We start from the raw sequence: 22786 nt of genomic DNA, 5'->3' as shown, positions 1-22786 counted from the left end.
ATGAGCCAATCAAGTGTGCGTTCATGGTGAACCCGGCGTGGCCCGCGAGGTGTTCTCTCAGCGACGCCAGGCGGGATATGCGGACCTAGGCGGGGCAGTTGCGTGGGTCGGCGTACACATCGCGATCGAGCTCGTCGACCAGCGCGCCAGGCGCCGTCAGGACGGCGGTCAGTGCTTCCTCGACCGCCGTGACCGCCGCCGCCTCGATCTCGTCGAGGTCGGCCTCACTGCAGATCCCGGCCAGGCGCAGCCGCGACCGGAACCGCGGGATCGGGTCGGCCTCCAACGCGGCGGCCAACCGCTCGGGCGGGATGTACGCCATCGGGTCGCCGAAGTAGTGGCCGCGGAACCGGAACGTCACGCACTCCAGTAGCGTCGGGCCGCCCCCGCTCCTCCCTCGGTCCACGGCCTCGGTCAACGCGGCGACGACGGCGAGCGGATCGTTGCCGTCGACACGGACACCTGGCAGGCCGTACCCACCCGCCCGATGCGCGACCTGGGAGATCTTCATCGTGTGCTCGGTCGGCGTCATCTCGGCGTACTGGTTGTTCTGGCAGAGCAGCACCAGCGGCAGATCCCACAGCGCCGCCATGTTCGCCGCCTCGTGGAACGAGCCGGTGTTCGTGGCCCCGTCACCGAAACTCGCCACGGTCACCCGGTCGAGGCCCTTGCGCTGGGCGGCCATAGCCAACCCCACCGCGACCGGCGGCCCCGCTCCCACGATCCCGGTCGACAGCATCACGCCGCATTCCGGGTTGGCAATATGCATCGTGCCGCCCTTGCCCCGGCTCGACCCCGTCTGTCGACCGAGCATCTCGCCGTAGATCTCCACCAGCGGCACGCCCTTGCCGATCAGGTCATGCAACCCCCGGTAGTTCGTGACCAACTGGTCGTCCCGCCGAAGGCATACCCCCATCGCGGCGGCGATCGCCTCCTGGCCTCGAGGCGGCCAGTACACGCACTGCAGCTCACCCGACGCGATCCCCTTGCTCAACCGGTCGTCAGCCGCCTTCATCAACGTCATCAGCTCGTACAGCCGGCGCTGTACCTCGGGTGATACGCCCACCGTTCGATCCGCCGTCACGTTCCGTCCTCCTCGGACCCGGTCCCGCTCATCTCTCGGCGACCAGGTGGTTGTTCAACACGCCGACCTCTTCCACCTCGCACACGACCTGGTCGCCGACCGCGGCCACCGGAGGCGGCAGTGGCGTGCCCAGGGTCACCACGTCACCGGGAAGGAGGCTGACCCGGTGGCTGACGTGACTCAACATCTCGCTCGGAGCGAACCTGTAGTGGCGGGTGTTGCCTGACTGGACCTTGACGCCGTTGACGGTCCCGGTAATGGCGAGGCCCTGGAGGACTCGTTCCTCGGTGAGGTCGCGCCGGATCCACGGACCCCACGACGCGAAGCCATCGATCGACTTGGCTGTCGCCCAGAGGCCGGGCACCAGGTACTCGGCGGCGGTCACGTCGTTGAAAACGCTCCAGCCGAAGATGGCCGCGGCCGCCTCGGCCGGTGACGCGCCGCTAAGCGGGCGGCCGACGACGACGGCGAGCTCCGCCTCCACATTCACTGGCCCGCGCAGCACCGAGGGCACCCGGATCTCGGCTCCGTCACCGCTGACGAAGTTGCACGCCTTCGGCACCCACATCGGCTCGGCCCCCGGCGGGCGTGACGTGCCCGGTTCCAGGAAACCGCCCATCACAGCGATCAGCCGGACACCGGCCAGCGGCGCGCCGAGCACGACATCCGCCAACGGTAACGACTGCCCGCTTCGACGGTACTCACCGAACACATCGCCCACCAGGAGGTGGAATCGGTCATCCAATACCTCCCCGAAACACGACGTGTCACCGATCAGCGCGCGGCCAAGCAACATGGCTGGTACCCCTTCTGCGGCTGGAGGACTCGGTGGTGTGGCTGCGCACGTCGCAACCTGCTCCGGCGCAGCGCCGTCCACAGCCCTCATGGGTCCACCGGCGGTGCCCTGCCGGCTTATCATCGACGGGCCGAACCGTGGCCGTCTTTGCAGATCCGGCCAAGTACCTGCCCATTTCGGCCACCCCGGTGCCCTGTATCGATCTCCCACAGGCGGCTTCAGCACGCGCTTTCGCCATCATGTCCGGTTCACGCTCCATGCGGAGAGGCACCGTCGAGCCGCACACGATATGGAATTCCGGGATCGATCGCGTCGCCGCCTCGTTCGCGAGCTCGAGCGGCTGTTCGAGGCACTTCCAGTGGCCGAGCCGATGCAGTTCGTCCTGCTCGCCTGAATCGGACGACGGCGGGCGGAGGTGTGCCATCGAACGTCAGTGCTCGAGCGCCGCATACGAAGGGTCATTCCGGTCTCGGGAGCCGAGACCGGAAGGCAGCGGCGGCGGATCCCCCGCCGCGACGATGTGTGTCAGTTCGACGATCACAAGCCGATGCGCGATCTTCCACTCGCCCTCGCGGCGTTCGAAACGGTCGACGTAGCGCCCGAGCGCGAGCAGGAGGCGCTCGTCGCCCTCAGTCTCAATGATCTGCGACGCCATGAAGTACGTCTCGCAGCCCGCGGTCTCGTCGCCGTGCAGGGTGATGAGCTGGTTCGTGACGTGATGCGCCGAGACCTTCCACGAGCGGGCGAGGTCGACGATGCCTCGACCGACAGTTGCGCCCGTGTAGCACTGGCGGCCGTGGTCGTCGACCGCGTCGGGGTGGTACGCGGAACTGATGAGGTCCGGATCAGCTCGGTCGACGCCGCGGCAGTACCGCATGATCGCCTCATGGATGGCCTGCTTGTCGAGCAGCTGCCGGATCGCTGCCTGCTCGGCGCCTGCGCTGTCCGTCATCGCGCGGTGCTCTCCGTCGATCTTGTCGTCTACCTACGGGCGCTCTGCCCGCGAACCGGGTTCGGCGGTGCCCTGTCGGCTCATCATCGACGGGTCGAACCGTGGCCGTCTTTGCAGGTTCGGCCAAGTGTTTGCCCATTCCGGCCACACTGGTGCCCGTTCCCACCGCCGCACTACGGTCCATCCATGACTGTCGCCGCAGAGGGAACCCGAATCTTGCCCATTTCGGCCAACTTCCAGCGCGAGGGTGTCGACCCCGCGGTGGTCCGAGCTGGCACCTACGCCCTGGAGGTCGGGGACGAGGTGGTCACCGGCTGGCACTCGCACGACCTGCATCAGCTGGAGTATGCGTTCGAGGGCGTCGCCGAGGTGGAGACAATGACGGCGCGCTACCTTCTCCCGCCCCAGCAGGCCGTGTGGATCCCCGCCGGGATCGTCCACTGCAGCACGTGGACGCACGTCAAGGCCGTCTCGGTCTTCTTCGACCCGGTGATGGGCATGTCGGCGGGCGACCGGGTCCGCATCCTCGCCGCCGCACCGGTGATCCGGGAGATGATCCACTACGCGAAGCGGTGGCCGATCGGCCGGACGTCGAACGACCCGATGGCGGACGCCATCTTCGAAGCCCTCGCCTACCTCGTGGTCGAATGGCTCGACCACGAGACCCCGCTGTGCCTGCCGACCACCGGTGACCCGCTCGTGGCCGCGGCCATGAAGTACACCACCGAGCACCTGACCGACGTGTCCTTACCCCAGCTGTGCGCCGCCGTGGGGGTCTCCGACCGGTCGCTGCGCCGGGCGTTCCTCGCCGCGACCGGCATGTCCTGGCGTCGGTACCTCCTGGAAAGCCGGCTGCTGAGGGCCATGGCTCTCCTCGCTCAGGACGGCCAGAACCAGAACGTCATCACCGTCGCGCTCGCGGTCGGCTTCCAGAGCGTGAGCGCCTTCACCCGCGCGTTCGGCCAATACACCGGGGAGACGCCCACCGGCTACCGCCAGCGCGTCCGCGCCAGCTGAACTCGTTCAGGCGGCGAACCGGCTCCAGACAGCACACCGACGTCGACGTGGGCGCGCGCAGCGCTCGACGTAACCCACCAACGGCCTACCTGCTACGGCCTGGCCGAAAGGGGCAAGCACTTGACCGGGCGCGCAAAGACGGCCAAGGCCCGGCCGTCGATGATGAGCCGACAGGAGACCGTCGGCGGACCCAGACGGGCAAGGATGGCGCTCGCACCGGAGCTGACTACCGATGCGGACCATCGAGCCGTCCGACCTGTGGACGTCGAGGGTCGTCGTGGCGGCGTAGCGGAGGCAGCGTGAACAAGGACGACTTAATCCTGATCAGCGTGGACGACCATGTGATCGAGCCACCTGACATGTTCGACGGCTACATCCCGGCCAAGTACGCCGACCGGGCGCCTCGGCTCGTCTCGGACGAGGTGAGCGACAAGTGGGTGTTCGGTGAAGGCGAGGCTCGCAGTTCTGGGCTGAACGCGGTGGCCGGCCGCCCACCCGAGGAGTACGGCCTGGAACCGACGCGGCTCGAGGAGCTGCGACGGGGCTGCTACGACGTCCACGAACGCGTCAAGGACATGAGCGCCAACGGCGTGCTCGCCTCCCTGAACTTCCCGTCGATGGCCCGGTTCTGTGGCCAGTTCTTCGCGAGCCGCGTCGACCAGGATCCCGACCTGGCCCTCGCCGTCCTGAAGGCCTACAACGACTGGCACCTCGACGGCTGGTGCGCCTCCTACCCCGAGCGGTTCATCCCCTGTTCGATCCCGCCCATCTGGGATCCGCAGCTGATGGCGAAGGAGATCCACCGGAACGCGGCCAAGGGCGCCCACGCGGTCAGCTTCTCGATGAACCCCTACGCCCTCGGGCTGCCGTCGCTGCACAGCGAACACTGGGACCCGTTCTGGGCGGCGTGCCAGGAGACCGAGACGGTCGTGTGCGTGCACATCGGGTCGGGCGGGATCGGTGTGGTCACCGCGCCCGACGCCCCGATGAACGTCGAGATCACCTGCGCGGCCATCAAGACCTTCCCGACGGCGACCGACCTCGTGTGGTCACCGATCTTCCAGAAGTTCAAGAACCTGAAGGTGGCCCTGTCCGAGGGCGGCATCGGCTGGATCCCGTACTTCCTCGAGCGGGCGGACTACACCTACAAGCAACACAAGGCCTGGACCCGCCCCGACCTCGGTGGTCGGCTGCCCAGCGAGATTTTCCGCGACCACGTCGTCACCTGCTTCATCGTCGACGACTTCGGCCTGGCCAACCTCAACTGGCTCAACGAGGACATGGTGACCTGGGAGTGCGACTACCCGCACTCCGACAGCACCTGGCCGCGGTCCCCCGAGGTCGTGGCGGAGGCGGTGGCCGGGCTGACCGACACGCAGGTCGACAAGATCACCCACCTGAATGCCATGCGGGTGTTCTCGTTCGACCCGTTCTCCGTCCGGCCGCGCGAGCAGTGCACGACCGGAGCGTTGCGGCGGGAAGTCGCGGGCCACGACATCTCGATCGTCTCCCGCGGCACCCGGGACTGGCACGCGGCCACAGTGGGGCAGTTCGCCCACTCGCACCAGCCGACCAGCACGGCGTGAGCGCGGCCCCGCTCGCCGGGGTGCGGGTGCTCGAGGTCGCCTCGCACGTGTTCGTCCCGATGTCGGGGGCCGTGCTCGCCGAATGGGGCGCCGAGGTCATCAAGATCGAACACCCGGAGACAGGTGACCCGTACCGGGGCCTGGTCACCGCCGGCATGCACAAGCTGTGGAACGGCGTCGACGTGCACTTCCAGGCCACGAACCGTGGCAAGCGCTCCGTCGGGGTGGACGTCAAGCACCCGGCGGGCCGGCGGCTGCTGTCCCAGCTCATCGCCGCGAGCGACGTCTTCGTGACCAACCTGCGGGCCGACACTCTCGCCCGGCTGAAGCTCGACGTCGCCGACGTACGGGCCGACAACCCCGCGGTGATCTACGTGCGGGGCACCGCGTTCGGTGCCCGGGGGCCTGACGCCGGCCGGGGCGGCTACGACGCGGGTGCCTACTGGGCCCGCAGCGGCATGCAGCAGATCTTCACCGCGCCCGACGCCCCCTGGCCGGCGACGCCCCGGCCGGCGTTCGGTGACGTGGTCGGCGGGCTGGTCATCGCCGGCGCCGTCAGCACCGCGCTGTACCGTCGGTCGGCGACCGGCCAGCCATCGGTGATCGACGCCTCGCTCCTCGCGTCCGGCATGTGGCAGGTCCAGATGGACGTCATGAACGCCGCCATCAACGGCCCGACGGCGCCCGTGAGCGTCCGTAGCCGGTACGAGACCTCGAACCCGCTGATGCTTCCGTACCGCACCGCCGACGGCCGCGTGATCGTCCTGCAGATGCTCGCCCCCGACCGTTACTGGCCCCACCTGTGCCACGCCATCGACCAGCCCGACATGGCGAGCGACCCCCGCTTCCTCGACATCGACGCCCGCCGCCGCAACGCCCAGGCGTGCGTCGAATGGCTCGACGGCGTCTTCGCCCAGCGCACCTACGACGAGTGGCGGCACGTGCTGTCCGAGTTCGAGGGAGAGTGGGCACCGAGCCAGCCGCCCCACGAGCTGGCCGACGACCCCCAGGTCCAGGCCAACGGCTACCTCGCCCAGGTCGACGTCGGCAACGGCCACTCCCTCCCGCTGGTCACCGCACCGGTGCAGTTCGACGAGCAGCCAGGCGAACCGACCCGCGCCCCCGAACACGGCGAACACACCGAGACCGTGCTCCTCGCACTCGGCCTCACCTGGGACGAGATCGGGGAGCTCAAGGCCAACAAGGCCATCCTGTAACAGCGCGACGTCACGTCGCCGAGGGGGCCGTGTACCTGGTGTCGGATCGGGCCTCGAACATCGCGGGCGTGCTGTTGCCCGTCGACGGAGGATACGTAGCGAAATGACCAGACCGGACAGTATCGGATTACTCGACCGCGCGCGTTTGCGCGAGGTCTTCGACCTCCGTAACGAGGCGAACGTCGGGGCGGTCGCGGGCTACACCGAAGATCCGTACCCGAGGTGGCACGAGCTCCGGGAGCGCGCAGCGGTGCATCCCGGCACATTGCACGAGCTGACCGGTTACCACGGCCCGGTGATGTTCCAGGGGCTGCCGTTCGAGGACCGGCCGCACTTCACCGCGTTCACGTTCGCGGCCTGCGACGAGGCGTTGCGGAACCAGGAGGTCTTCGCTTCCTCGCCGGTAGCGGTCGACCTCGAGGGCGGGCAGCTCGCTCCGCTGAACAGCATCTTCTCCATGGCCGGCGCCCAGCACCGCCGTTACCGGAGGCTGGTTCAGTCCTCGTTCGTGCCACCGCGGATGCGCTGGTGGACCGAACGGTGGATCGAGACGACGGTGCACGCGCTGATCGACTGGTTCGTCGACGACGGCTACGCGGACCTGAACGTCGACTTCTCCGCGGCCGTCCCGGTACTGACGATCACGGGCAGCTTCGGGGTCGCGGTTGAGCAGGCCATCGCGATCCGGGAGGCACTGAGCAAACCGGACGAGCTCGTCCCGTTGCTGGCGCCGATCGTCGCGGCCCGCCGGGAAGCTCGCGAGGACGACCTCATCAGCGTCCTCGTCGACGCCGAGGTGCAAGACGACGATGGGAACACTCATCGGCTGTCGGACGCGGAGATCTATTCGTTCGCGGTGTTGCTCCTCCTCCTGGCGGGATCGGGCACGACGTGGCGACAGATGGGCATCGTCCTGACCACGTTGTTACAGCGCCCCGAACTTCTCGACGCGGTGCGCGCCGACCCGCAGCTCCTACGCAACGCGATCGACGAGTCGTTGCGATGGACGCCCACCAATCCCATGTTCTCCCGGTTCCTGACCAGGGGCATCGATTTCCACGGCACGCACCTTCCCAAAGGCGCGGTGCTGCACCTCGCGCTCGGCGCCGGCGGCCGGGACCCCAGCCGCTGGGAACGGCCTGACTCCTTCGAGGTGACCCGCCCCCCCAAGCCGGCGCTCGGGTTCGGCGGGGGACCCCACGTGTGTCTGGGGATGCACGTCGCTCGAGCCGAGATGTACACCGGCATCAGCGCCCTGCTCGACAGGCTGCCGAACCTTCGGCTCGACACCGGCGCCGAACCACCCCGCATCATCGGCATGTACCACCGCGGCCCGACAGCGATCCCCGTGCTGTTCGGTTGACCCGTGCTGTTCGGTTGAGAGGAGCGACCCGTGACTGAGATCGACTTCCAACTTCCTGACCGGACCCTGCTCGGCGAGGAACACGTCCGCCGTTACCAGGAGACCGACGGCGAGGTCGGCTACCTCTGGAACGCCGTCCCGACATTGCTGCTCACCACGGTCGGCCGGCGCACCGGCGAGGCACGGACCACCCCGCTCATCTTCGGGCGCGACGGCGACGACTACCTCGTCATCGCCTCCACCGGCGGCTCACCCCGCCACCCAGCCTGGTACCTCAATCTCGCCGCCAATCCCCAGGCCGAGATCCAGGTACGGGCCGACCACCTCGCGGTGACCGCCCGCACCGCGACCGAGCAGGAAAAACCACGACTATGGGCGATCATGACCGACCAATGGCCCAACTACAACGTCTACCAGCGACGCACGGAACGAGTCATCCCCCTCGTCGTGCTGACCCCTTCGTGAGCAGCGGTTCGCCGGCGGCCCGCCGGACGGAAGGAGCAGGGCACCGTGGCTGACACGCCTCAGTTCGAGTCGAGAATGCTCGTCGACGGAAAACTCGTCGAGGCCGCCACGGGCAGGACCTTCGACAACGTCAACCCGGCGACCGAGGAGGTGCTCGGCCAGGTCGCCAATGCGTCCGCCGTCGACATGCACCGCGCCGTCGACGCGGCCCGCCGGGCCTTCGACGAGACCGACTGGTCCACGAACCGTGCCTTCCGCAAGCACTGCCTCTCCCAGCTGCAGGACGCGCTGGAGGCGGAACGCGAACAGTTCCGCGAGGAGCTGATCGCAGAGGTCGGCTGCCCGCGGGCGACCACCAACGGCGAGCAACTCGACGCGCCGCTCGCCGGCGCGCTGCGCCACCCGACCAAGCTCATCGACGAGTACCCCTGGGAGACCGACGTCGGCGACAAAGTCGACCCGCGAAGCGGAAAGCTGACGTCACGCAGGATCTGGCGCGAGCCGATCGGCGTCGTCGGCGTCGTCGTGCCGTGGAACTACCCGCTCCAGATCACACTGCACGGACTCGGCCAGGCCCTCGCCACCGGCAACACCGTCGTGCTCAAGCCGGCGCCGGACACCCCGTTCCACGCGACCCGCCTCGGGCGCCTCATCGCCGAGCACACCGATCTCCCGCCCGGGGTCGTCAACATCGTCACCGCATCGGACCACCTCGTCGGCGAGGAACTCACCCTCTCCCCCAAAGTCGACATGATCGCCTTCACCGGATCGACGGCCGTCGGCAAGCGAATCATGGAGAAGGGCGCGGCCACCCTCAAGCGATTGTTCCTCGAGCTGGGCGGCAAGTCGGCGACGATCGTGCTCGACGACGCCGACCTGCAGACCGCCACGAGAATGGGCATCGCCGCGTGCGTCCACGCCGGCCAGGGCTGCGCCATCCCCACCCGGATGCTGCTCTCCCGCTCCCGCTACGACGAAGGCGTCGCCCTTCTCGAGGCCATGTACGCCGACGTCAAGGTCGGCGACCCTCAGCAGCCGGACACCATCACCGGCCCGGTCATCTCGGCGAAGCAACGCGAACGCGTGCTCGGCTACATCCGCAAGGGCATCGACGAAGGAGCCCGGCTCCTCGTCGGCGGCACCGACCGGCCCGAAGGACTCGACAAGGGGTACTTCGTCAGACCGACACTGTTCGTCGACGTCGACAACTCGACGACAATCGCCCAGGAAGAAATCTTCGGCCCCGTCCTGGCGGTGATCCCGTTCGACGACGACGAAGACGCCATCAGGATCGCCAACAACAGCTCCTACGGCCTATCCGGCGCAGTCATGTCGGGATCGCTGGAACGGGCACTGGCGGTGACCCGCCGCCTCCGGACAGGCACCGTCCACGTCAACGGCGGCTCGGCGTCCGGCCCGGACATGCCCTTTGGCGGATACAAGGCCAGCGGCATAGGACGACACAAAGGACAAGTCGGCTTCGACCAGTACCTCGAAACAAAGTCCACAGCCTGGCCGACAGAAAGCCAATGAGCAACGGCCGATTAACGCGATTCGCGTTGCGGCAGAGGCGTGTCCGACCAGCGCGATCCGGCTCTCGTTAGACGATGGAGTGTGACGGTGTTACTCGAGAGGAAAAGCGCGGTGATCACCGGCGCCGGGTCGGGCGTCGGTCGCGCCTCGGCCTTGCGGTTCGCCGAGGAGGGCGCGCTGGTCGTCTGCGCCGACCTTCGACTCCAGTGGGCGAAGGAGACCGTGCGCCAGGTAGAGGCTGCTGGCGGCGTCGCCGTCGCCCAGGAGTGCGACGTGGCGTCCGAGCAGGATGTCGCCGCCTCGGTCGCCGCCGCCGTCGAGCAGTTCGGCCGCCTCGACGTCATGTTCAACAACGCCGGCATTCCGACGCCGCGGCGCGGCAGGGCGATCGAGGACCACACGGTCGAGGACTTCGAGCGCCTGACCTCCGTCAATCTGCGCGGAGTGTTCCTCGGCTGCAAGCACGCGGTGGCGCAGTTCAAGAAGCAGGGCGACGGCGGTGTCATTCTCAACACGGGTTCGGTCGCCGGGCTGGTCGGCCTGGGCGACGTGGTCTACGGAGCGACAAAGGGCGGCGTCCACCAGCTGACCCGCGGCGTCGCCATCGAATGCGCACCCTTCGCTATCCGGGTCAACGCGATCTGCCCCTCCGGCATGCCGTACACCACCAACTTTACGGCGGCAGGCGGGACACAGGTCCCACCCGACGCCCTCGAACAGTACGCCAAGCACGTCGGGTCGATCCATCCACTGGGACGGCCGATCACGGCGGAGGACTGCGCCGAGGCAGCGGTATACCTGGTGTCGGACCGGGCCTCGAACATCACAGGCGTACTGCTGCCCGTCGACGGAGGATACGCAGCAAAATGACCCGACCGGAGCCGTCCTCACCGTGATCCCGGCATTGCGCCGCCACTAACAACCCGACCAGGAGGCGACACCATGACCGACCGGACCCGGGTGGGGACGTTGCAGGTGGCCACCAGCCTCCACGACTTCGTCGAGGCGGTCGCGCTACCCGGCTCCGGGGTGGAACCGGCCGCGTTCTGGGCTGGCGTCGAGGACATCCTCGTGGCCCTGACGCCGGCCAACAGGGCGCTGCTCGCCGAGCGGGACAGACTTCAGGAGGCCATCGACGAGTGGCACCGCGCCCGGACCGGCGGCCACCTCGACCCGCGGGAGTACCACGATTTCCTGGTCGGGATCGGGTACCTGCGACCGCGGCCAGAACCCTTCGAAATCTCCACCGATCGCGTCGACGAGGAGATCTCGAAGACCGCCGGGCCGCAGCTGGTCGTGCCGGTGCTCAACGCGCGCTTCGCGCTCAACGCCGCCAACGCACGGTGGGGCTCGCTGTACGACGCGCTGTACGGCACGGACGCCATCAGCACCGACGGCGGCGCCGAGCAAACCGCCGAGTACAACCCGGCGCGGGGCGCGAAGGTCATCGCGTATGCGCGGCAGTTCCTCGACGAGGCAGTCCCGCTGCGCGAGGGCAGCCACGGCGACGCCGTCGGCTACGCGATCGCCGACGGCGAGCTGGTCGTCACCCTGGCTTCCGGTGCGGCGACGGCCCTCGTGGACGCCTCGGCACTACGCGGGTACACCGGCGATGCGGCCGCCCCGTCCGGCGTGCTGCTGGTACACCACGGCCTGCATATCGAGGTCGTCGTGGACCGGCAGGGCTCGATCGGTGGCGGCGACCCGGCCGGCGTGCAGGACGTCCTCGTCGAGGCCGCGATCACGACGATCGTAGATTTCGAGGACTCCGTCGCCACGGTCGACGCCGAGGACAAAGTCGCGGGCTACCGCAACTGGCTCGCGCTGAACCGGGGTGACCTCAGCGAGGAGGTCACCAAGGGCGGCAGGTCCTTCACCCGCGCGATGTCGCCCGACCGGGAGTTCACCACCCCCGACGGCGGCCGGCTCGTGCTGCCCGGCCGGGCGCTTCTGCTCGTGCGCAACGTCGGGCACCTGATGACGACGGACGCCATCCTCGACCTCCACGGCGAGGAGGTCTTCGAGGGCATCCTCGACGCGGTCGTCACCTCATTGGCGGCGCTGCCCGGCCTGCGCGAGGACGCGGCGCGACGCAACAGCCGCACGGGCTCGATCTACATCGTGAAGCCGAAGATGCACGGCGCCGCCGAGGTGGCCTTCACCGTCGATCTTTTCGGGCGAGTGGAGCAGCTGCTGGGCCTACCCACCAACACCATCAAGATCGGGATCATGGACGAGGAGCGCCGCACGACGGTGAACCTGGCCGCCTCGATCGAGGCGGCCAGGGAGCGCGTCGTGTTCATCAACACTGGCTTCCTCGACCGGTCGGGCGATGAGATCCACACGTCCTTCGAGGCCGGCCCGATGGTGCGCAAGGCCGATATGAAGCAGCAGCGCTGGATCGCCGTCTACGAGGACCAGAACGTCGACGCGGGGCTGGCCGCCGGGCTGCCGGGCCGCGCCCAGATCGGCAAGGGCATGTGGGCGATGCCCGACTTGATGGCCGACATGCTGGCGGAGAAAATCGCCCAGCCGCTGGCCGGCGCATCGGCCGCCTGGGTCCCCTCCCCGAGCGCCGCCACCCTGCACGCGCTGCACTACCACCGCGTCGACGTGGCCGCCCGCCAGCGCGAGCTGGCCGGGCGAGCCTTCGCCGACGCCGGTGAGATCCTGCGCATCCCGCTCGGCGACCCGGCGGCCTGGAGCGAGAGCGACCGGCGGCAGGAGGTCGACAACAACGTGCAGTCGATCCTCGGTTACGTGGTGCGCTGGGTCGACCAAGGCATCGGCTGCTCGAAGGTGCCCGACATCCATGACATCGCGCTGATGGAGGACCGCGCCACGCTGCGGATCTCGAGCCAGCTGCTGGCGAACTGGCTGCGGCACGGCGTCGTCACCGCCGAGCAGGTACGCGCCAGCCTCGAGCGAATGGCGGCGATCGTCGACAAGCAGAACGCCGGCGATGCACACTACCGGCCGATGGCGCCGGACCTCGACGCCAGCGTCGCCTTCCGCTGCGCGACTGAACTGATCTTCGACGGGGCGCGGCAACCGAACGGCTACACCGAACCGATCCTGCACCGCCACCGCCGCGAGGCCAAGGCAGCCGCCCAGCCCACGGGGTGACCGCACCAATCAACTCCGCTTGGTCGTGTCGCCAACGAGGTCGAGCGCGAAATGGATTCCCATCTGATCTCGCGCAGGCCGAAGTAGGTCTCCTCGACGCGTCGCGCCTACGTCAGCGCTCATCCGACAGCACCAGCTCGGGGTGACGAGCCTTGATCATTTGCCGAAAGCCATCTCGCCACGCCACCTTGGTGCGGCCGAGCACCTGGTGCATGTAGGCGACGTCGGGCCAGAGCGGGGTGTGGGCTCGGGGCGTGTACTCGAAGATCGGTTCGGCGCCGACAAGCTCGCCCATGTACGCGCAGTAGTCCTCGACGCTGACCGTCTCGCTGCCTGCCCAGTTGACGGTGACGGGCGGGGTCCGGGCGACCTCCATGGCTCGGATGCCCAGCTCGACGTAGTCGTCTTCGTAGATCGGGTTGTAGTTGTTGGGTTTGTCGGGGTGCAGCAGGATCGGCTTGCCCGCCAGTATCGCGTCGAGTCGATCGGCGGGCGTGCCCCCTTCCGGGCCGTAGGTCGAGCAGATCCGGATGATCGTCAATGGAATACCGAAGTGGTTCGCGGCCCATGTGCACACCGCCTCGCCGGCGATTTTCGAGAAGCTGTAGTTCGCCCGCAGCGGCACGCCCGGCCCGTCCGCCTCGGTGAGCGGCCGCTGCCCTGGGTAGCCGTAGACGGAGCCGGTCGAACAGTAGACGAACCCCCTCGCCTTTCGGCAGTGGTACAGCAGTTTCCCGGAGTTTTCGGCGTTCGTCTCGAGGCAGCGGCCCCAGCCCTCCGCACCCGTATCGACAGCGGCGTGAAAGACGTAGGTGAAGTCATCAGGAAGGGACGAGAAGTCACCGGTGGACACGTCGAGCCGCACCGGGATTATGCCCGCGGCCGTCAGCCTTTCCCGATCACCTGGCTTGCTCATGCGCGCGGCGCCCCAGACGTCGTTCCGCTCGGCCAGGGCACGAGCGATCGGAAAGGCGATCTTCCCTGTTGCGCCAGTGATGAGGATCTTCTCGCCGTCGAGCACAACGACCTCCGGTCTCCCGCGCACCCTCGTGCGACGTCGTCAGAGCACGGCAAGGGTTATCAATGCCTTGATGTGCCCGTCAAGGGCGCGTCGACCGAGGGCGCCGCGCCCGCGACCTTGCCGTGTCGGGACCACGAGACGGTCATGACCACCTTGAGTGTCATACCGGGCACGGTGGGAGCCAGAGATGCCGATGGACCGCCACGATCGCCCCGTTCGGACTGTTGTCTTCCACGTACCTAAGGTCGCCAGCCTTGCATATCAAGTACTTAATATCAAGTACTTGCGGATAGCCCAAGGGGGCGTATAGCTTCGACCCGGGGGGTTCCGGGGACGGCCGGACTCCACTGGGGCGCCCCCGGAACCCGTCCCGTCATCCGTGGCAGAGGAGTAGGCAGTGGTTCGTTGGCCCAAGCCGTCCGAGGGCAGCTGGACGGAGCACTATCCGGAACTCGGAACCGAGCCGGTGTCGTACGAGGACTCGATCTCGCCGGAGTTATACGAGCTCGAGCGGGAAGCGATCTTCAAGCGCGGCTGGCTCAACGTTGGGCGGGTGGATCTGCTGCCGAGGACCGGCAGCTATTTCACCAAGGAGATCCACGTTGCCAAGACGTCGATCATCGTGGTGCGGGACAGGAGCGGCCAGGTCGCGGCGTTCCATAACATCTGTCGTCATCGGGGAAACAAGCTGGTGTGGAACGACTTCCCCGGCGAGGAGACGAGCGGCACCTGCCGGCAGTTCATCTGCAAGTACCACGCCTGGCGCTACGACCTCGACGGCGCACTGAATTTTGTGCAGCAGGAGGGCGAGTTCTTCGACCTCGACAAGAACGACTACGGCCTCGTCCCCGTTCACTGTGACGTCTGGGAAGGATTTATCTTCGTCAACCTCGCCAAGGAGCCCGAGCAGCCGTTGCGGGAGTTCCTCGGCCCGATGGTCACCTCGATCGAGGGCTATCCCTTCGACAAGATGACCGAGCGCTGGCACTACCGCTCCGAGGTCAAAGCGAACTGGAAGCTCTACATGGACGCCTTCCAGGAATTTTACCATGCACCGGTCCTGCACGCGCGGCAGTCGCCGGCGAAGTTTTCCAACGCCGCCCAGGAGGCGGGTTTCGAAGCCCCGCACTACCGGATCGACGGCCCGCACCGTCTGGTGAGCACGGCGGGGATCCGAGCGTGGGAGCTGGACCAGGACATGCGCAAGCCGATAGAGGATATCTGCCGCAGCGGCCTGTTCGGCCCCTGGGACATCCCCGATCTCGGCGTTGACAAGCTGCCGGACGGTGTGAACCCCGCCAAGTGTGATCCGTGGGGGCTTGATTCGTTCCAGCTGTTCCCGAACTTCACCATCCTGATCTGGGGTCAGGGCTGGTACCTCACCTACCACTACTGGCCGACGTCGTACAACAGCCACGTCTTCGAGGGAACGCTCTATTTTGTTCCGGCGAAGACGCCACGTGAGCGGATCGCCCACGAGCTCACCGCGCTGACGTTCAAGGAGTTCGGCCTACAGGACGCAAACACCCTGGAGGCGACCCAGACGATGATGGAGTCCCGGGTGGTCGACCGGTTCCCGCTGGGCGACCAGGAGGTGCTGTGCCGGCACCTGCACAAGGAGACGGCGAAATGGTTGGACGAGTACCAGCGCGGCCGGGTGGGGGCGTGACCGACGTGACCGCGAAGCTGCCGCGGGAGTTCGCCGACCTCGAGCCGTTCGTGGCCGACTGGTGCCTGCCGACCGAGCCGGAGCGTTACGACAAGCGTCTCGCCAGCCCGATGGACGACATGCAGACGTACTACGACGCCATCACGCCGCGGGCCGAGGCGGCGATGACCTACCTCGACCGGTACTCCCTCGACGACATGCCTGAAGAGGCCGTCAACCTGCTGTACATGCTGTACTCCATGATCATGGTGTCGTTCCCGGTCGAGTGCTGGCACCAGCAGCGCATCCCGGACTCGGGCGCGGCACACATCGACTGCCTCGTCGCCCCCGTCCCGTGAGCGACGCGATCGTCCTTCGAGCCGACCGCTGGGTGGACATCGTCGCCGGAAAGGTGCGGTCACCCGCTGTCATCGTGGTCGAGGGCAACCGCATCGTCGCGGTCAACCCCACCGCGCCGCCGCCGGCGGCGACCGAGGTCGACCTGGGCGACGTGACGCTCCTGCCCGGGCTCATGGACATGGAGCTGAACCTGCTCATCGGCGGTCCCGGCGGTCCAGAAGGGCTGCCGAACCCGATGCACGGCGTCCAGGACGACCCGGTGTACCGCACGCTGCGGGCCACGGTGAACGCTCGCGCGACTCTGCTGGCCGGCTTCACGACCGTGCGCAACCTCGGGCTGATGGTCAAGACCGGCGGCTACATGCTCGACGTCGCACTGGCGCGAGCCATCGACCAGGGCTGGCTCGAGGGCCCGCGGATCATCCCGGCCGGGCATGCCGTCACACCGTACGGCGGTCACCTCGATCCGACCGTGTTCCAACGGCTCGCGCCCGGGATCATGCCGCTGAGCGTGGCCGAGGGCATCGCCAACGGTGTGGACGAGGTACGGACCTGCGTCCGCTACCAGATCCGCCACGGCGCCAAAGTGATCAAAGTGTCCGCTTCGGGCGGCGTGATGTCGCACTCGACGGCGCCGGGTTCGCAGCAGTACTCCAACCAGGAGTTCGAGGCCATCACGGACGAGGCCCACCGGGCCGGCATCCGAGTCGCCGCCCACGCGGTCGGCGACTCCGCCGTCCAGGCCTGCATCCGGGCCGGTGTGGACTGCATCGAGCACGGCTTCCTCGCCACAGCGGAGTCCATCCAGATGATGGTCGACCACGGGACGTTCCTGGTGTCGACGACGTACCTCACCGAGGCGATGGCCATCGAGCGGGCCGCTCCCGAGCTGCGGAAGAAGGCCGCGGAAGTGTTCCCCCGGGCTCAGGCGATGTTGCCCAAGGCCATCGCCGCCGGAGTGAAGATCGCCTGCGGCACCGACGCGCCGGCGATCCCGCACGGCCAGAACGCCCGGGAGCTCGTGGCCCTGGTCGACCGGGGCATGACGCCGATCCAGGCGCTGCGCGCCGCGACGGTCACGAGCGCCGAGCTCATCCAGATGGACGGCGAGCTCGGCCGCCTCGCGGCCGGCTATCTCGCCGACATCATCGCCGTTCCCGGCGATCCGTCCGAGGACATCACCACCACGCGGGACGTCCGGTTCGTGATGAAGGAAGGCCGTATCCACAAACATGGCTGACCAGCAGACGCAACGCGTCGCCGTCGTGACCGGCGGCGCCTCGGGGATGGGCCGCTCGATCTGCCAACAGCTCGCGGCGCGTGGGCACCGCGTCGCGGTGCTCGACCTCGACGGCGACGCGGCACAGGTCCTTGCCGCCGAGCTCCACCGCGACGGCGCCGACGCCCTGGCATGCCGGCTCGACGTGGCTGACCGGCCGTCGGTCGACGACGCGGTCGCGAAGGTACGCAGCGAGTTCGGGCCCGTGGAGATTCTGGTCACGAGCGCGGGCGCGGCGGCATTCGCGTCCTTCACCGAGATCACCGTCGAGTCCTGGCAGCGCATCCTCGCCGTCAACCTGACCGGCACCTTCCACTGCGTCCAGGCGGCGATCTCTGACATGGTCGACGCCCGATGGGGTCGGATCGTGACGGTCTCCTCGTCGAGCGCCCAGCGGGGCTCGCCCCGGATGGCGCACTACGCGGCGGCGAAGGCTGGCGTCATCACCCTGACGAAGTCGCTGGCCCGTGAGTTCGCGCCCTACGGGATCACGGTGAACACCATCCCGCCATCCGGTATCGACACGCCGATGTCGCGCCGGTCCCAGTCCCTCGGCGACCTGCCCAGCAACGAGGTCATGGCACGGGCCATCCCGCTCGGCCGGCTGGGAACGAGTGACGACATCGCCGCCGCCTGCCTGTTCCTCTGCTCGGAGGAGGCGGGTTTCATCACCGGGCAGGTCCTCGGCGTCAACGGCGGCTCGGTCATATGACCCGTCTGACGCCGCTGCCGGTCGAGGCGTGGGGCGATGAGGCTCGGGCCGTGCTGCCGGCGTACCTGCGGCGTCCCGAGGTCTTCGCGTCGGGTGAACGGCCGATGCCGAACGTGCTGGGCCTGCTGGCCCGCCATCTCCCGCTCGGCAACGCCTGGCTCGCCTTCAACGAGGTGCTCGCCAGGCAGACCACCCTCGATCCGCGGCTTCGAGAGCTCACTGTCCTCCGAGTGGCGTGGCGCACCCGCTCGGCCTACGAGTGGGCCCAGCACACCCGGATGGGGCAGCAGGCCGGACTCACCGTCGAACAGGTCCATGCCGTCCCGCGCGGCGCCGACGCCGAGGTGTGGTCGCCCGTCGAGCGCGCCGTGCTCGCGGCGATCGACCAACTCCTCGACCGCCACGACGTCGACGACGCCACCTGGACGGAGCTGGGCGGGCACCTCCCCGCCACCGAACTGCTCGAGCTGCTGTTCGTCGTCGGCGCCTATCTGTGCTTCGCCGTCGTCACCAACGGCGCGGGACTGGCACCCGACCCGCCGACCGAGCCTGTCGACGCGCCCACGCTCCCCGCTCCGCACGGCTGATCGCGACCCCGACGGACCGACGGTTCGAGTCACGGTGGACGGTAGGCGGCACCGTCCGCTTCGCCGCGCCGTGTCGTCTGGACCGCCATGCGCCGGGTCGGGTCCGTTTGCCGTCCGCCGACGCCGTCACCGCCCGACGGATCCACCGGGCACCCGGGTGACCGTCGCGGCGCGCCGGGCCTGGGCATCTGTTCGTGTGGACACACCCGTCCGGTGGCGGGTGTTCAATGCGTCGGCCTCGCATATGGTCGGCGTGAGCCCCAAGCCGCTCCACCGGGGACAGCATCAACGCTCGTGAGCGCCACGAGTGGGAGGTCCGCACCACTGTGATCGTGATTGACCGCCGGGGCTCGGCCACGCAGTGCCCTGAGGCTCGACCTCTCCACGCCCGGTCATGCTCGGCGACAAGCCGATTCAGGGAATGCGCGCTGACCGCATCCAGCGCCCGATCCGGTCATTGATGCTCGTGGACAGCGATGATCACATAACCTGGCTCCTGAAGCAGGCCTCGCATTATACCCGGCGAGCGGTAAATGACGCTATCCGCGGCTACGGCGTCACGTCGGAGCAGATCGGCGTCCTCAGGCGTTTGGCCGAGACTCCCGGCCTGTCCGGCGCGGACCTGGCCCGGCGGTTACTCATCACGCCGCAGGCATCCCAGCTGGCGCTGGCCACGCTGGAGAGGCGGGGCTTGATCGAACGAAAGCCCGACAGGAACCACGGGAGGATCCTTCGCGCCTACCTCACGGAGAAGGGCTTGAGCGTCACCACGGACTGTGTCGATGAGGCCCTCAAGAGCGAGGAGAAGCTGCTCGAGGTGTTCGACGCCGCCGAGCAGGAGACGCTCCGGGAACTCCTGCGGCGGCTGACGGCCCGCATGCCGCCGGACGGCGACCCGGCGGCGGATGACGATGCGGCGGCGAACGGCGACGCGGCGGACTGAGCCTGAACGGGCCCGGCCGGAAACTCCACTCCGCCGTGGGCGGGCGGTCGTACGCGGGGGGTCAGAGTTCCGGGCCCAGCGTGGCGAGGAACTCCTGGGTCCGGACCCGTGACCGCAGGCGGGTGGCCGGGTCGGCGCCGAGCGGCACTATTCGCGCGGCGAAGTCGGTGACGCCGGCGTCGCGGTAGCGCTTCAGCCGCGCCACGATGGCCGACTCGTCCCCGGCGGCCATGGTGTCGCCCACGCCCTCGGCTTCCCCGTGTTCAAGCAGGCGCACGTAGTTCGGTGAGATGTCGGCGTGGCCGAGTACCTCGCTCGCAAAGGCCCGTGCGTTGTCGACCTCGCTGTTGAGGCACAGCGCGACGGGTACGCCCGCGATGATGCGCGGCGCACCCCGCCCCGCCCCGGAGGCCGCTTTGGTGATACGCGGGGCGATGTGGCCGGCGATGGCCCGCTCGTCGGCCATCCAGAGGACGGTCCCGGACGCTTGCTCGCCGGCGATACGGAGCATGACCGGGCCGAGCGCCGAGATGACGACCGGCATCGGGACGGGGTCGACGACATCGAACGGGCTGTGCACGTGGTAGGTGTCGTTCTCGACGTCGACCGGGCCGGGTCCGGTGAAGGCCTGGTTCAGCACGGCGAGGTAGTCCCGGATCAGCGCGGCCGGCCGCTCGTAGGGCAGGCCGAGCTGGTCCTGGACGATCCAGTGATGCGACGGTCCGAGGCCGAGCGTGAACCGCCCCCCGCACGCGGCCTGAGTGGTGAGGACCTGCTGCGCCATCGGGATCGGGTGACGCGTCTGCAGGGGCACGACCGCCGTGCCGAGCTCGATGCGTTCGGTCACGTGGCCGGCGAGCGCGATCGCCGTCATCGCGTCGAGGTAGCCGGGGATCTGGGGAATCCACATGGAGGTGAACCCGGCACGCTCGGCGTCCTGTACGTCGGCCACCAGCCCAGCCAACCGGTCGGCGCGCGAACGTTCCTTGTCCGAGCCGACCATCAGGCCGATGCGCATCTCGTCCTCCTTCTCGCCATCAGGGAAGGTACCGGTCCCACGCGTACGGAACGACCGGGTAGAAAGGGCCAGCCAGCAGCCGTGAGACCGCCGCTGTCTCCCAACGCCGTTCGAGCACGGGACGCAGCCGCGCCGCCGTGTCAACCGGGTCGTCGTCGAGGAAGCAGTAGGTGATCTGCTGGCCGGCCGCGGCGGTCGAGAACGCCGTCGGCGTAGACGTCGCCGACCAGATGCCGGCCACGCCCGGAATCTCGACGAGCGCGTGGGTCGGTGCCGTGCCCTGCTCCAGCAGCACGTAAACGCCCGTGACCGGCCGCCAGGGCAGCACATCGGCTCCAGCCCTGATCCGTGGGGCCGCGGCTGTGGCTTCGACGGTGTAGACGCCGCGTTGCACCGGCGGCAGCACGAACGGCGTCCGCCCCGCGTTCCGCAGCGCGACGGAGAGGTCGTTGAACTCCTCCAATCCCACGATGTCGGCGAAGAAGTACGTCATCACATGGTCGGCGCCGTCGTAGCCGGCGTGGCTCGCCGCGCGGGCGGCCCGGCAGTTGGGCGTCGACACGAGCCGGAGCGACGCGCGCAGGGTCGGCAGCCGCTGCTGCTCAGGCCGATGATCCAAGGTGTGCCACTCGAGGTAGTCGGCGTCGCCGCCGTCGGGGTGGCGCGCCGCCATCGACACGAAAATGGTGGTGATGTCCGTCCGTCCGGTGGCGAGGATCTCCGGGACGTCGTCCGACGGTATGCCGACTCCGTCGAGCACGATGATCTCCGTCTCTTGCGCCGTGTCCCCACTCGGTACCTCCGCGCAGAGTATCGATTATCAAGGACTTGATGTAATGGGTTGTCAAGGACTTGATGTAGCGGCGAGGATAGCGGCCATGGCAGCGCTCGTCGGCCCCCCTCGGACGAGGCCACCGAAGTCGGGGGCAGCGGACCGGCCGGCGCCGAGGCGGGCTCGGCGTCGGGTCCGCGGCCGTGGTTCGCCGCCGAGGCTCCCGTCGTGCTCGGCCCCGACGCCGCGCCGCACCCGCCCTGACCACGAGAGGAAGTCGCCCATGTCCGCCCTCGTCGGCACCCCGTCGGACGACGTCCCGGCGATGCTCGCCACCGGTCGAACCGATGTGACCACGATCTACGTGTCGATGTCGGCGCGCCACCCTGAGGGCCGCGATGCCGACTACCTGGCGTGGCACTCGCTCGATCATCGCCCCGAGCAGCATCGGCTCCCGTCCCTGCGGGCGTCCTTTCGCCTGGTCTCGACGCCAACCTGCCGAGCGGCCCGAGCGGCCGGCGACGGGCGCTACGACGCCACCGACCACGTCATGACGTATCTGTTCACCGACGTGGCCGGATTGCCGGCTTTCAACGACCTGAACGTCGCCATGATCGATGCCGGCCGGACGCCCTACCTCCTCCCGCTGGTGGAACGGGCCGTCTACCGCCTCGACGGCACCGTCGCGGCGTCCCGGATCAAGGTCGGCGCCGACGTGCTGCCATGGTGGCCGGTGAGAGGCGTGTACATGCTCGTCGAGCGCGGCGACGCCTCGCCGGCGCCCCTGGCCGACGTCCCGGGCGTCGGCGGCGTGTGGTGGGGCGGCGCGCTGCCGATGCAACCGCCGTACACGACGAGGAACAACGCCGGACTGCGGATCAGCTACTGCTTCCTCGACGACGACCCGGTGGCCGTGGCCGAGGACTTGCGGCCCTTGCTGGAGAAGCGGTGGAGCGATGCCGGCGTCGAGCCCCTCCTGGCCGCGCCCTTCCACGCACTCGTCTCCTACGACTGGGCCCGGTACCTGCCGTGAACGATCCCGTCCACGATCGGCCGTGTGTCGAGATGCCACGCGGGACCGGGCGCGCGAAGCGGTCCACCAGTCCGACCGGCCGTGGCCGAGGCGCTGCTCGTTCCACCATCCACCATCCACCAGCTGAGCTAAAGCCAAGCGTGGCAAACCTGATGTCAGCCAACAAAGGACGCCGTCAACGCCGCCGCGGCCTACCTCTGCGACAACCACGCCGCCACCGACCGGCCCGGCGCGCTGTGGCACTACAACCTGACTTGGGACATTTTAGTCGTCC

21 protein-coding genes are annotated in these 22786 nt (G+C 68.5%); 15 read left to right on the top strand and 6 right to left on the bottom strand.

Annotated elements, in window-relative coordinates:
• Window positions 1-85 precede the first annotated feature (85 nt).
• The 3 genes from BCD48_RS01235 to BCD48_RS01225 all read right to left on the bottom strand — a co-directional run bounded on the left by BCD48_RS01235 (window position 86) and on the right by BCD48_RS01225 (window position 2832).
• Window positions 86-1084: a thiamine pyrophosphate-dependent dehydrogenase E1 component subunit alpha gene (locus BCD48_RS01235; RefSeq protein WP_071046350.1), complete on the bottom strand. Its 999-nt coding sequence runs from the start codon at window positions 1082-1084 to the stop codon at window positions 86-88.
• Between the two features lie 28 nt (window positions 1085-1112).
• The gene (locus tag BCD48_RS01230; RefSeq protein ID WP_071046349.1) at window positions 1113-1880 is read right to left on the bottom strand and encodes a fumarylacetoacetate hydrolase family protein; all 768 of its coding nucleotides are present in this window, start codon (window positions 1878-1880) and stop codon (window positions 1113-1115) included.
• Between the two features lie 430 nt (window positions 1881-2310).
• Window positions 2311-2832 (bottom strand): nuclear transport factor 2 family protein, encoded by a 522-nt coding sequence (locus tag BCD48_RS01225; RefSeq protein ID WP_071046348.1) that lies wholly within the window; start codon window positions 2830-2832, stop codon window positions 2311-2313.
• A gap of 186 nt (window positions 2833-3018) precedes the next feature.
• Here BCD48_RS01225 and BCD48_RS01220 point away from each other — a divergent pair, with 186 nt between their 5' ends.
• The 8 genes from BCD48_RS01220 to BCD48_RS01185 all read left to right on the top strand — a co-directional run bounded on the left by BCD48_RS01220 (window position 3019) and on the right by BCD48_RS01185 (window position 13139).
• Complete coding sequence (locus BCD48_RS01220) at window positions 3019-3849, top strand: AraC family transcriptional regulator (RefSeq protein ID WP_083418010.1); 831 nt, start codon at window positions 3019-3021, stop codon at window positions 3847-3849.
• A gap of 299 nt (window positions 3850-4148) precedes the next feature.
• Window positions 4149-5435 carry an amidohydrolase family protein gene (locus BCD48_RS01215; RefSeq protein ID WP_071046347.1) on the top strand — a complete coding sequence of 429 codons (1287 nt, stop codon included), beginning with the start codon at window positions 4149-4151 and terminating at the stop codon, window positions 5433-5435.
• Window positions 5432-6652 carry a CaiB/BaiF CoA transferase family protein gene (locus tag BCD48_RS01210; RefSeq protein ID WP_083418009.1) on the top strand — a complete coding sequence of 407 codons (1221 nt, stop codon included), beginning with the start codon at window positions 5432-5434 and terminating at the stop codon, window positions 6650-6652. The genes BCD48_RS01215 and BCD48_RS01210 overlap by 4 nt, the downstream gene beginning before the upstream one ends.
• A 103-nt stretch (window positions 6653-6755) precedes the next feature.
• Entirely contained in the window at window positions 6756-8015 is a 1260-nt protein-coding gene (locus tag BCD48_RS01205; protein WP_071046346.1) for a cytochrome P450, read from the top strand.
• A 30-nt stretch (window positions 8016-8045) separates the two neighbouring features.
• Window positions 8046-8480 (top strand): nitroreductase family deazaflavin-dependent oxidoreductase, encoded by a 435-nt coding sequence (locus tag BCD48_RS01200; protein ID WP_071046345.1) that lies wholly within the window; start codon window positions 8046-8048, stop codon window positions 8478-8480.
• Window positions 8481-8555: 75 nt separating this feature from the next.
• Window positions 8556-10013 (top strand): aldehyde dehydrogenase family protein, encoded by a 1458-nt coding sequence (locus BCD48_RS01195; RefSeq protein WP_071046384.1) that lies wholly within the window; start codon window positions 8556-8558, stop codon window positions 10011-10013.
• Window positions 10014-10100: 87 nt separating this feature from the next.
• The gene (locus tag BCD48_RS01190; RefSeq protein WP_083418023.1) at window positions 10101-10883 is read left to right on the top strand and encodes an SDR family NAD(P)-dependent oxidoreductase; all 783 of its coding nucleotides are present in this window, start codon (window positions 10101-10103) and stop codon (window positions 10881-10883) included.
• A gap of 72 nt (window positions 10884-10955) precedes the next feature.
• Complete coding sequence (locus tag BCD48_RS01185) at window positions 10956-13139, top strand: malate synthase G (protein WP_071046343.1); 2184 nt, start codon at window positions 10956-10958, stop codon at window positions 13137-13139.
• A 112-nt stretch (window positions 13140-13251) separates the two neighbouring features.
• On the opposite strand, the gene BCD48_RS01180 is transcribed toward BCD48_RS01185, so the two are convergent.
• Window positions 13252-14160: an NAD-dependent epimerase/dehydratase family protein gene (locus BCD48_RS01180; RefSeq protein WP_071046342.1), complete on the bottom strand. Its 909-nt coding sequence runs from the start codon at window positions 14158-14160 to the stop codon at window positions 13252-13254.
• Window positions 14161-14557: 397 nt separating this feature from the next.
• On the opposite strand from BCD48_RS01180, the gene BCD48_RS01175 reads away from it, so the two are divergent.
• From BCD48_RS01175 to BCD48_RS01150, 6 genes are all read left to right on the top strand, one after another.
• Window positions 14558-15829 carry an aromatic ring-hydroxylating oxygenase subunit alpha gene (locus BCD48_RS01175; RefSeq protein ID WP_071046341.1) on the top strand — a complete coding sequence of 424 codons (1272 nt, stop codon included), beginning with the start codon at window positions 14558-14560 and terminating at the stop codon, window positions 15827-15829.
• A 5-nt stretch (window positions 15830-15834) separates the two neighbouring features.
• Window positions 15835-16167 (top strand): hypothetical protein, encoded by a 333-nt coding sequence (locus BCD48_RS01170; RefSeq protein WP_071046383.1) that lies wholly within the window; start codon window positions 15835-15837, stop codon window positions 16165-16167.
• Window positions 16164-17408: a metal-dependent hydrolase family protein gene (locus BCD48_RS01165; protein WP_071046340.1), complete on the top strand. Its 1245-nt coding sequence runs from the start codon at window positions 16164-16166 to the stop codon at window positions 17406-17408. The genes BCD48_RS01170 and BCD48_RS01165 overlap by 4 nt, the downstream gene beginning before the upstream one ends.
• Window positions 17401-18159 (top strand): SDR family NAD(P)-dependent oxidoreductase, encoded by a 759-nt coding sequence (locus tag BCD48_RS01160; protein ID WP_071046339.1) that lies wholly within the window; start codon window positions 17401-17403, stop codon window positions 18157-18159. Before BCD48_RS01165 ends, BCD48_RS01160 begins: the two co-directional genes overlap by 8 nt.
• On the top strand, window positions 18156-18746 hold the full coding sequence (locus BCD48_RS01155; RefSeq protein WP_071046338.1) for a carboxymuconolactone decarboxylase family protein: 591 nt from the start codon (window positions 18156-18158) through the stop codon (window positions 18744-18746). Before BCD48_RS01160 ends, BCD48_RS01155 begins: the two co-directional genes overlap by 4 nt.
• A 394-nt stretch (window positions 18747-19140) precedes the next feature.
• Window positions 19141-19689, top strand: coding sequence for a MarR family winged helix-turn-helix transcriptional regulator (locus BCD48_RS01150; RefSeq protein WP_241841426.1), 549 nt, complete (start codon window positions 19141-19143; stop codon window positions 19687-19689).
• 61 nt (window positions 19690-19750) lie between these two features.
• Here the strand turns inward: BCD48_RS01150 and BCD48_RS01145 are convergent, their stop codons facing one another.
• Entirely contained in the window at window positions 19751-20707 is a 957-nt protein-coding gene (locus BCD48_RS01145; protein ID WP_071046337.1) for a TIGR03564 family F420-dependent LLM class oxidoreductase, read from the bottom strand.
• Between the two features lie 19 nt (window positions 20708-20726).
• Window positions 20727-21467 carry a hypothetical protein gene (locus tag BCD48_RS01140; RefSeq protein ID WP_071046336.1) on the bottom strand — a complete coding sequence of 247 codons (741 nt, stop codon included), beginning with the start codon at window positions 21465-21467 and terminating at the stop codon, window positions 20727-20729.
• Between the two features lie 295 nt (window positions 21468-21762).
• Here BCD48_RS01140 and BCD48_RS01135 point away from each other — a divergent pair, with 295 nt between their 5' ends.
• Window positions 21763-22512 (top strand): hypothetical protein, encoded by a 750-nt coding sequence (locus BCD48_RS01135; RefSeq protein ID WP_071046335.1) that lies wholly within the window; start codon window positions 21763-21765, stop codon window positions 22510-22512.
• Window positions 22513-22786 lie beyond the last annotated feature (274 nt).

The organism is Pseudofrankia coriaricola (assembly GCF_001854805.1).
In the GTDB taxonomy this organism is placed as follows: Bacteria; Actinomycetota; Actinomycetes; order Frankiales; family Frankiaceae; genus Pseudofrankia.
This window is presented reverse-complemented; position numbering and strand designations above follow the sequence as displayed.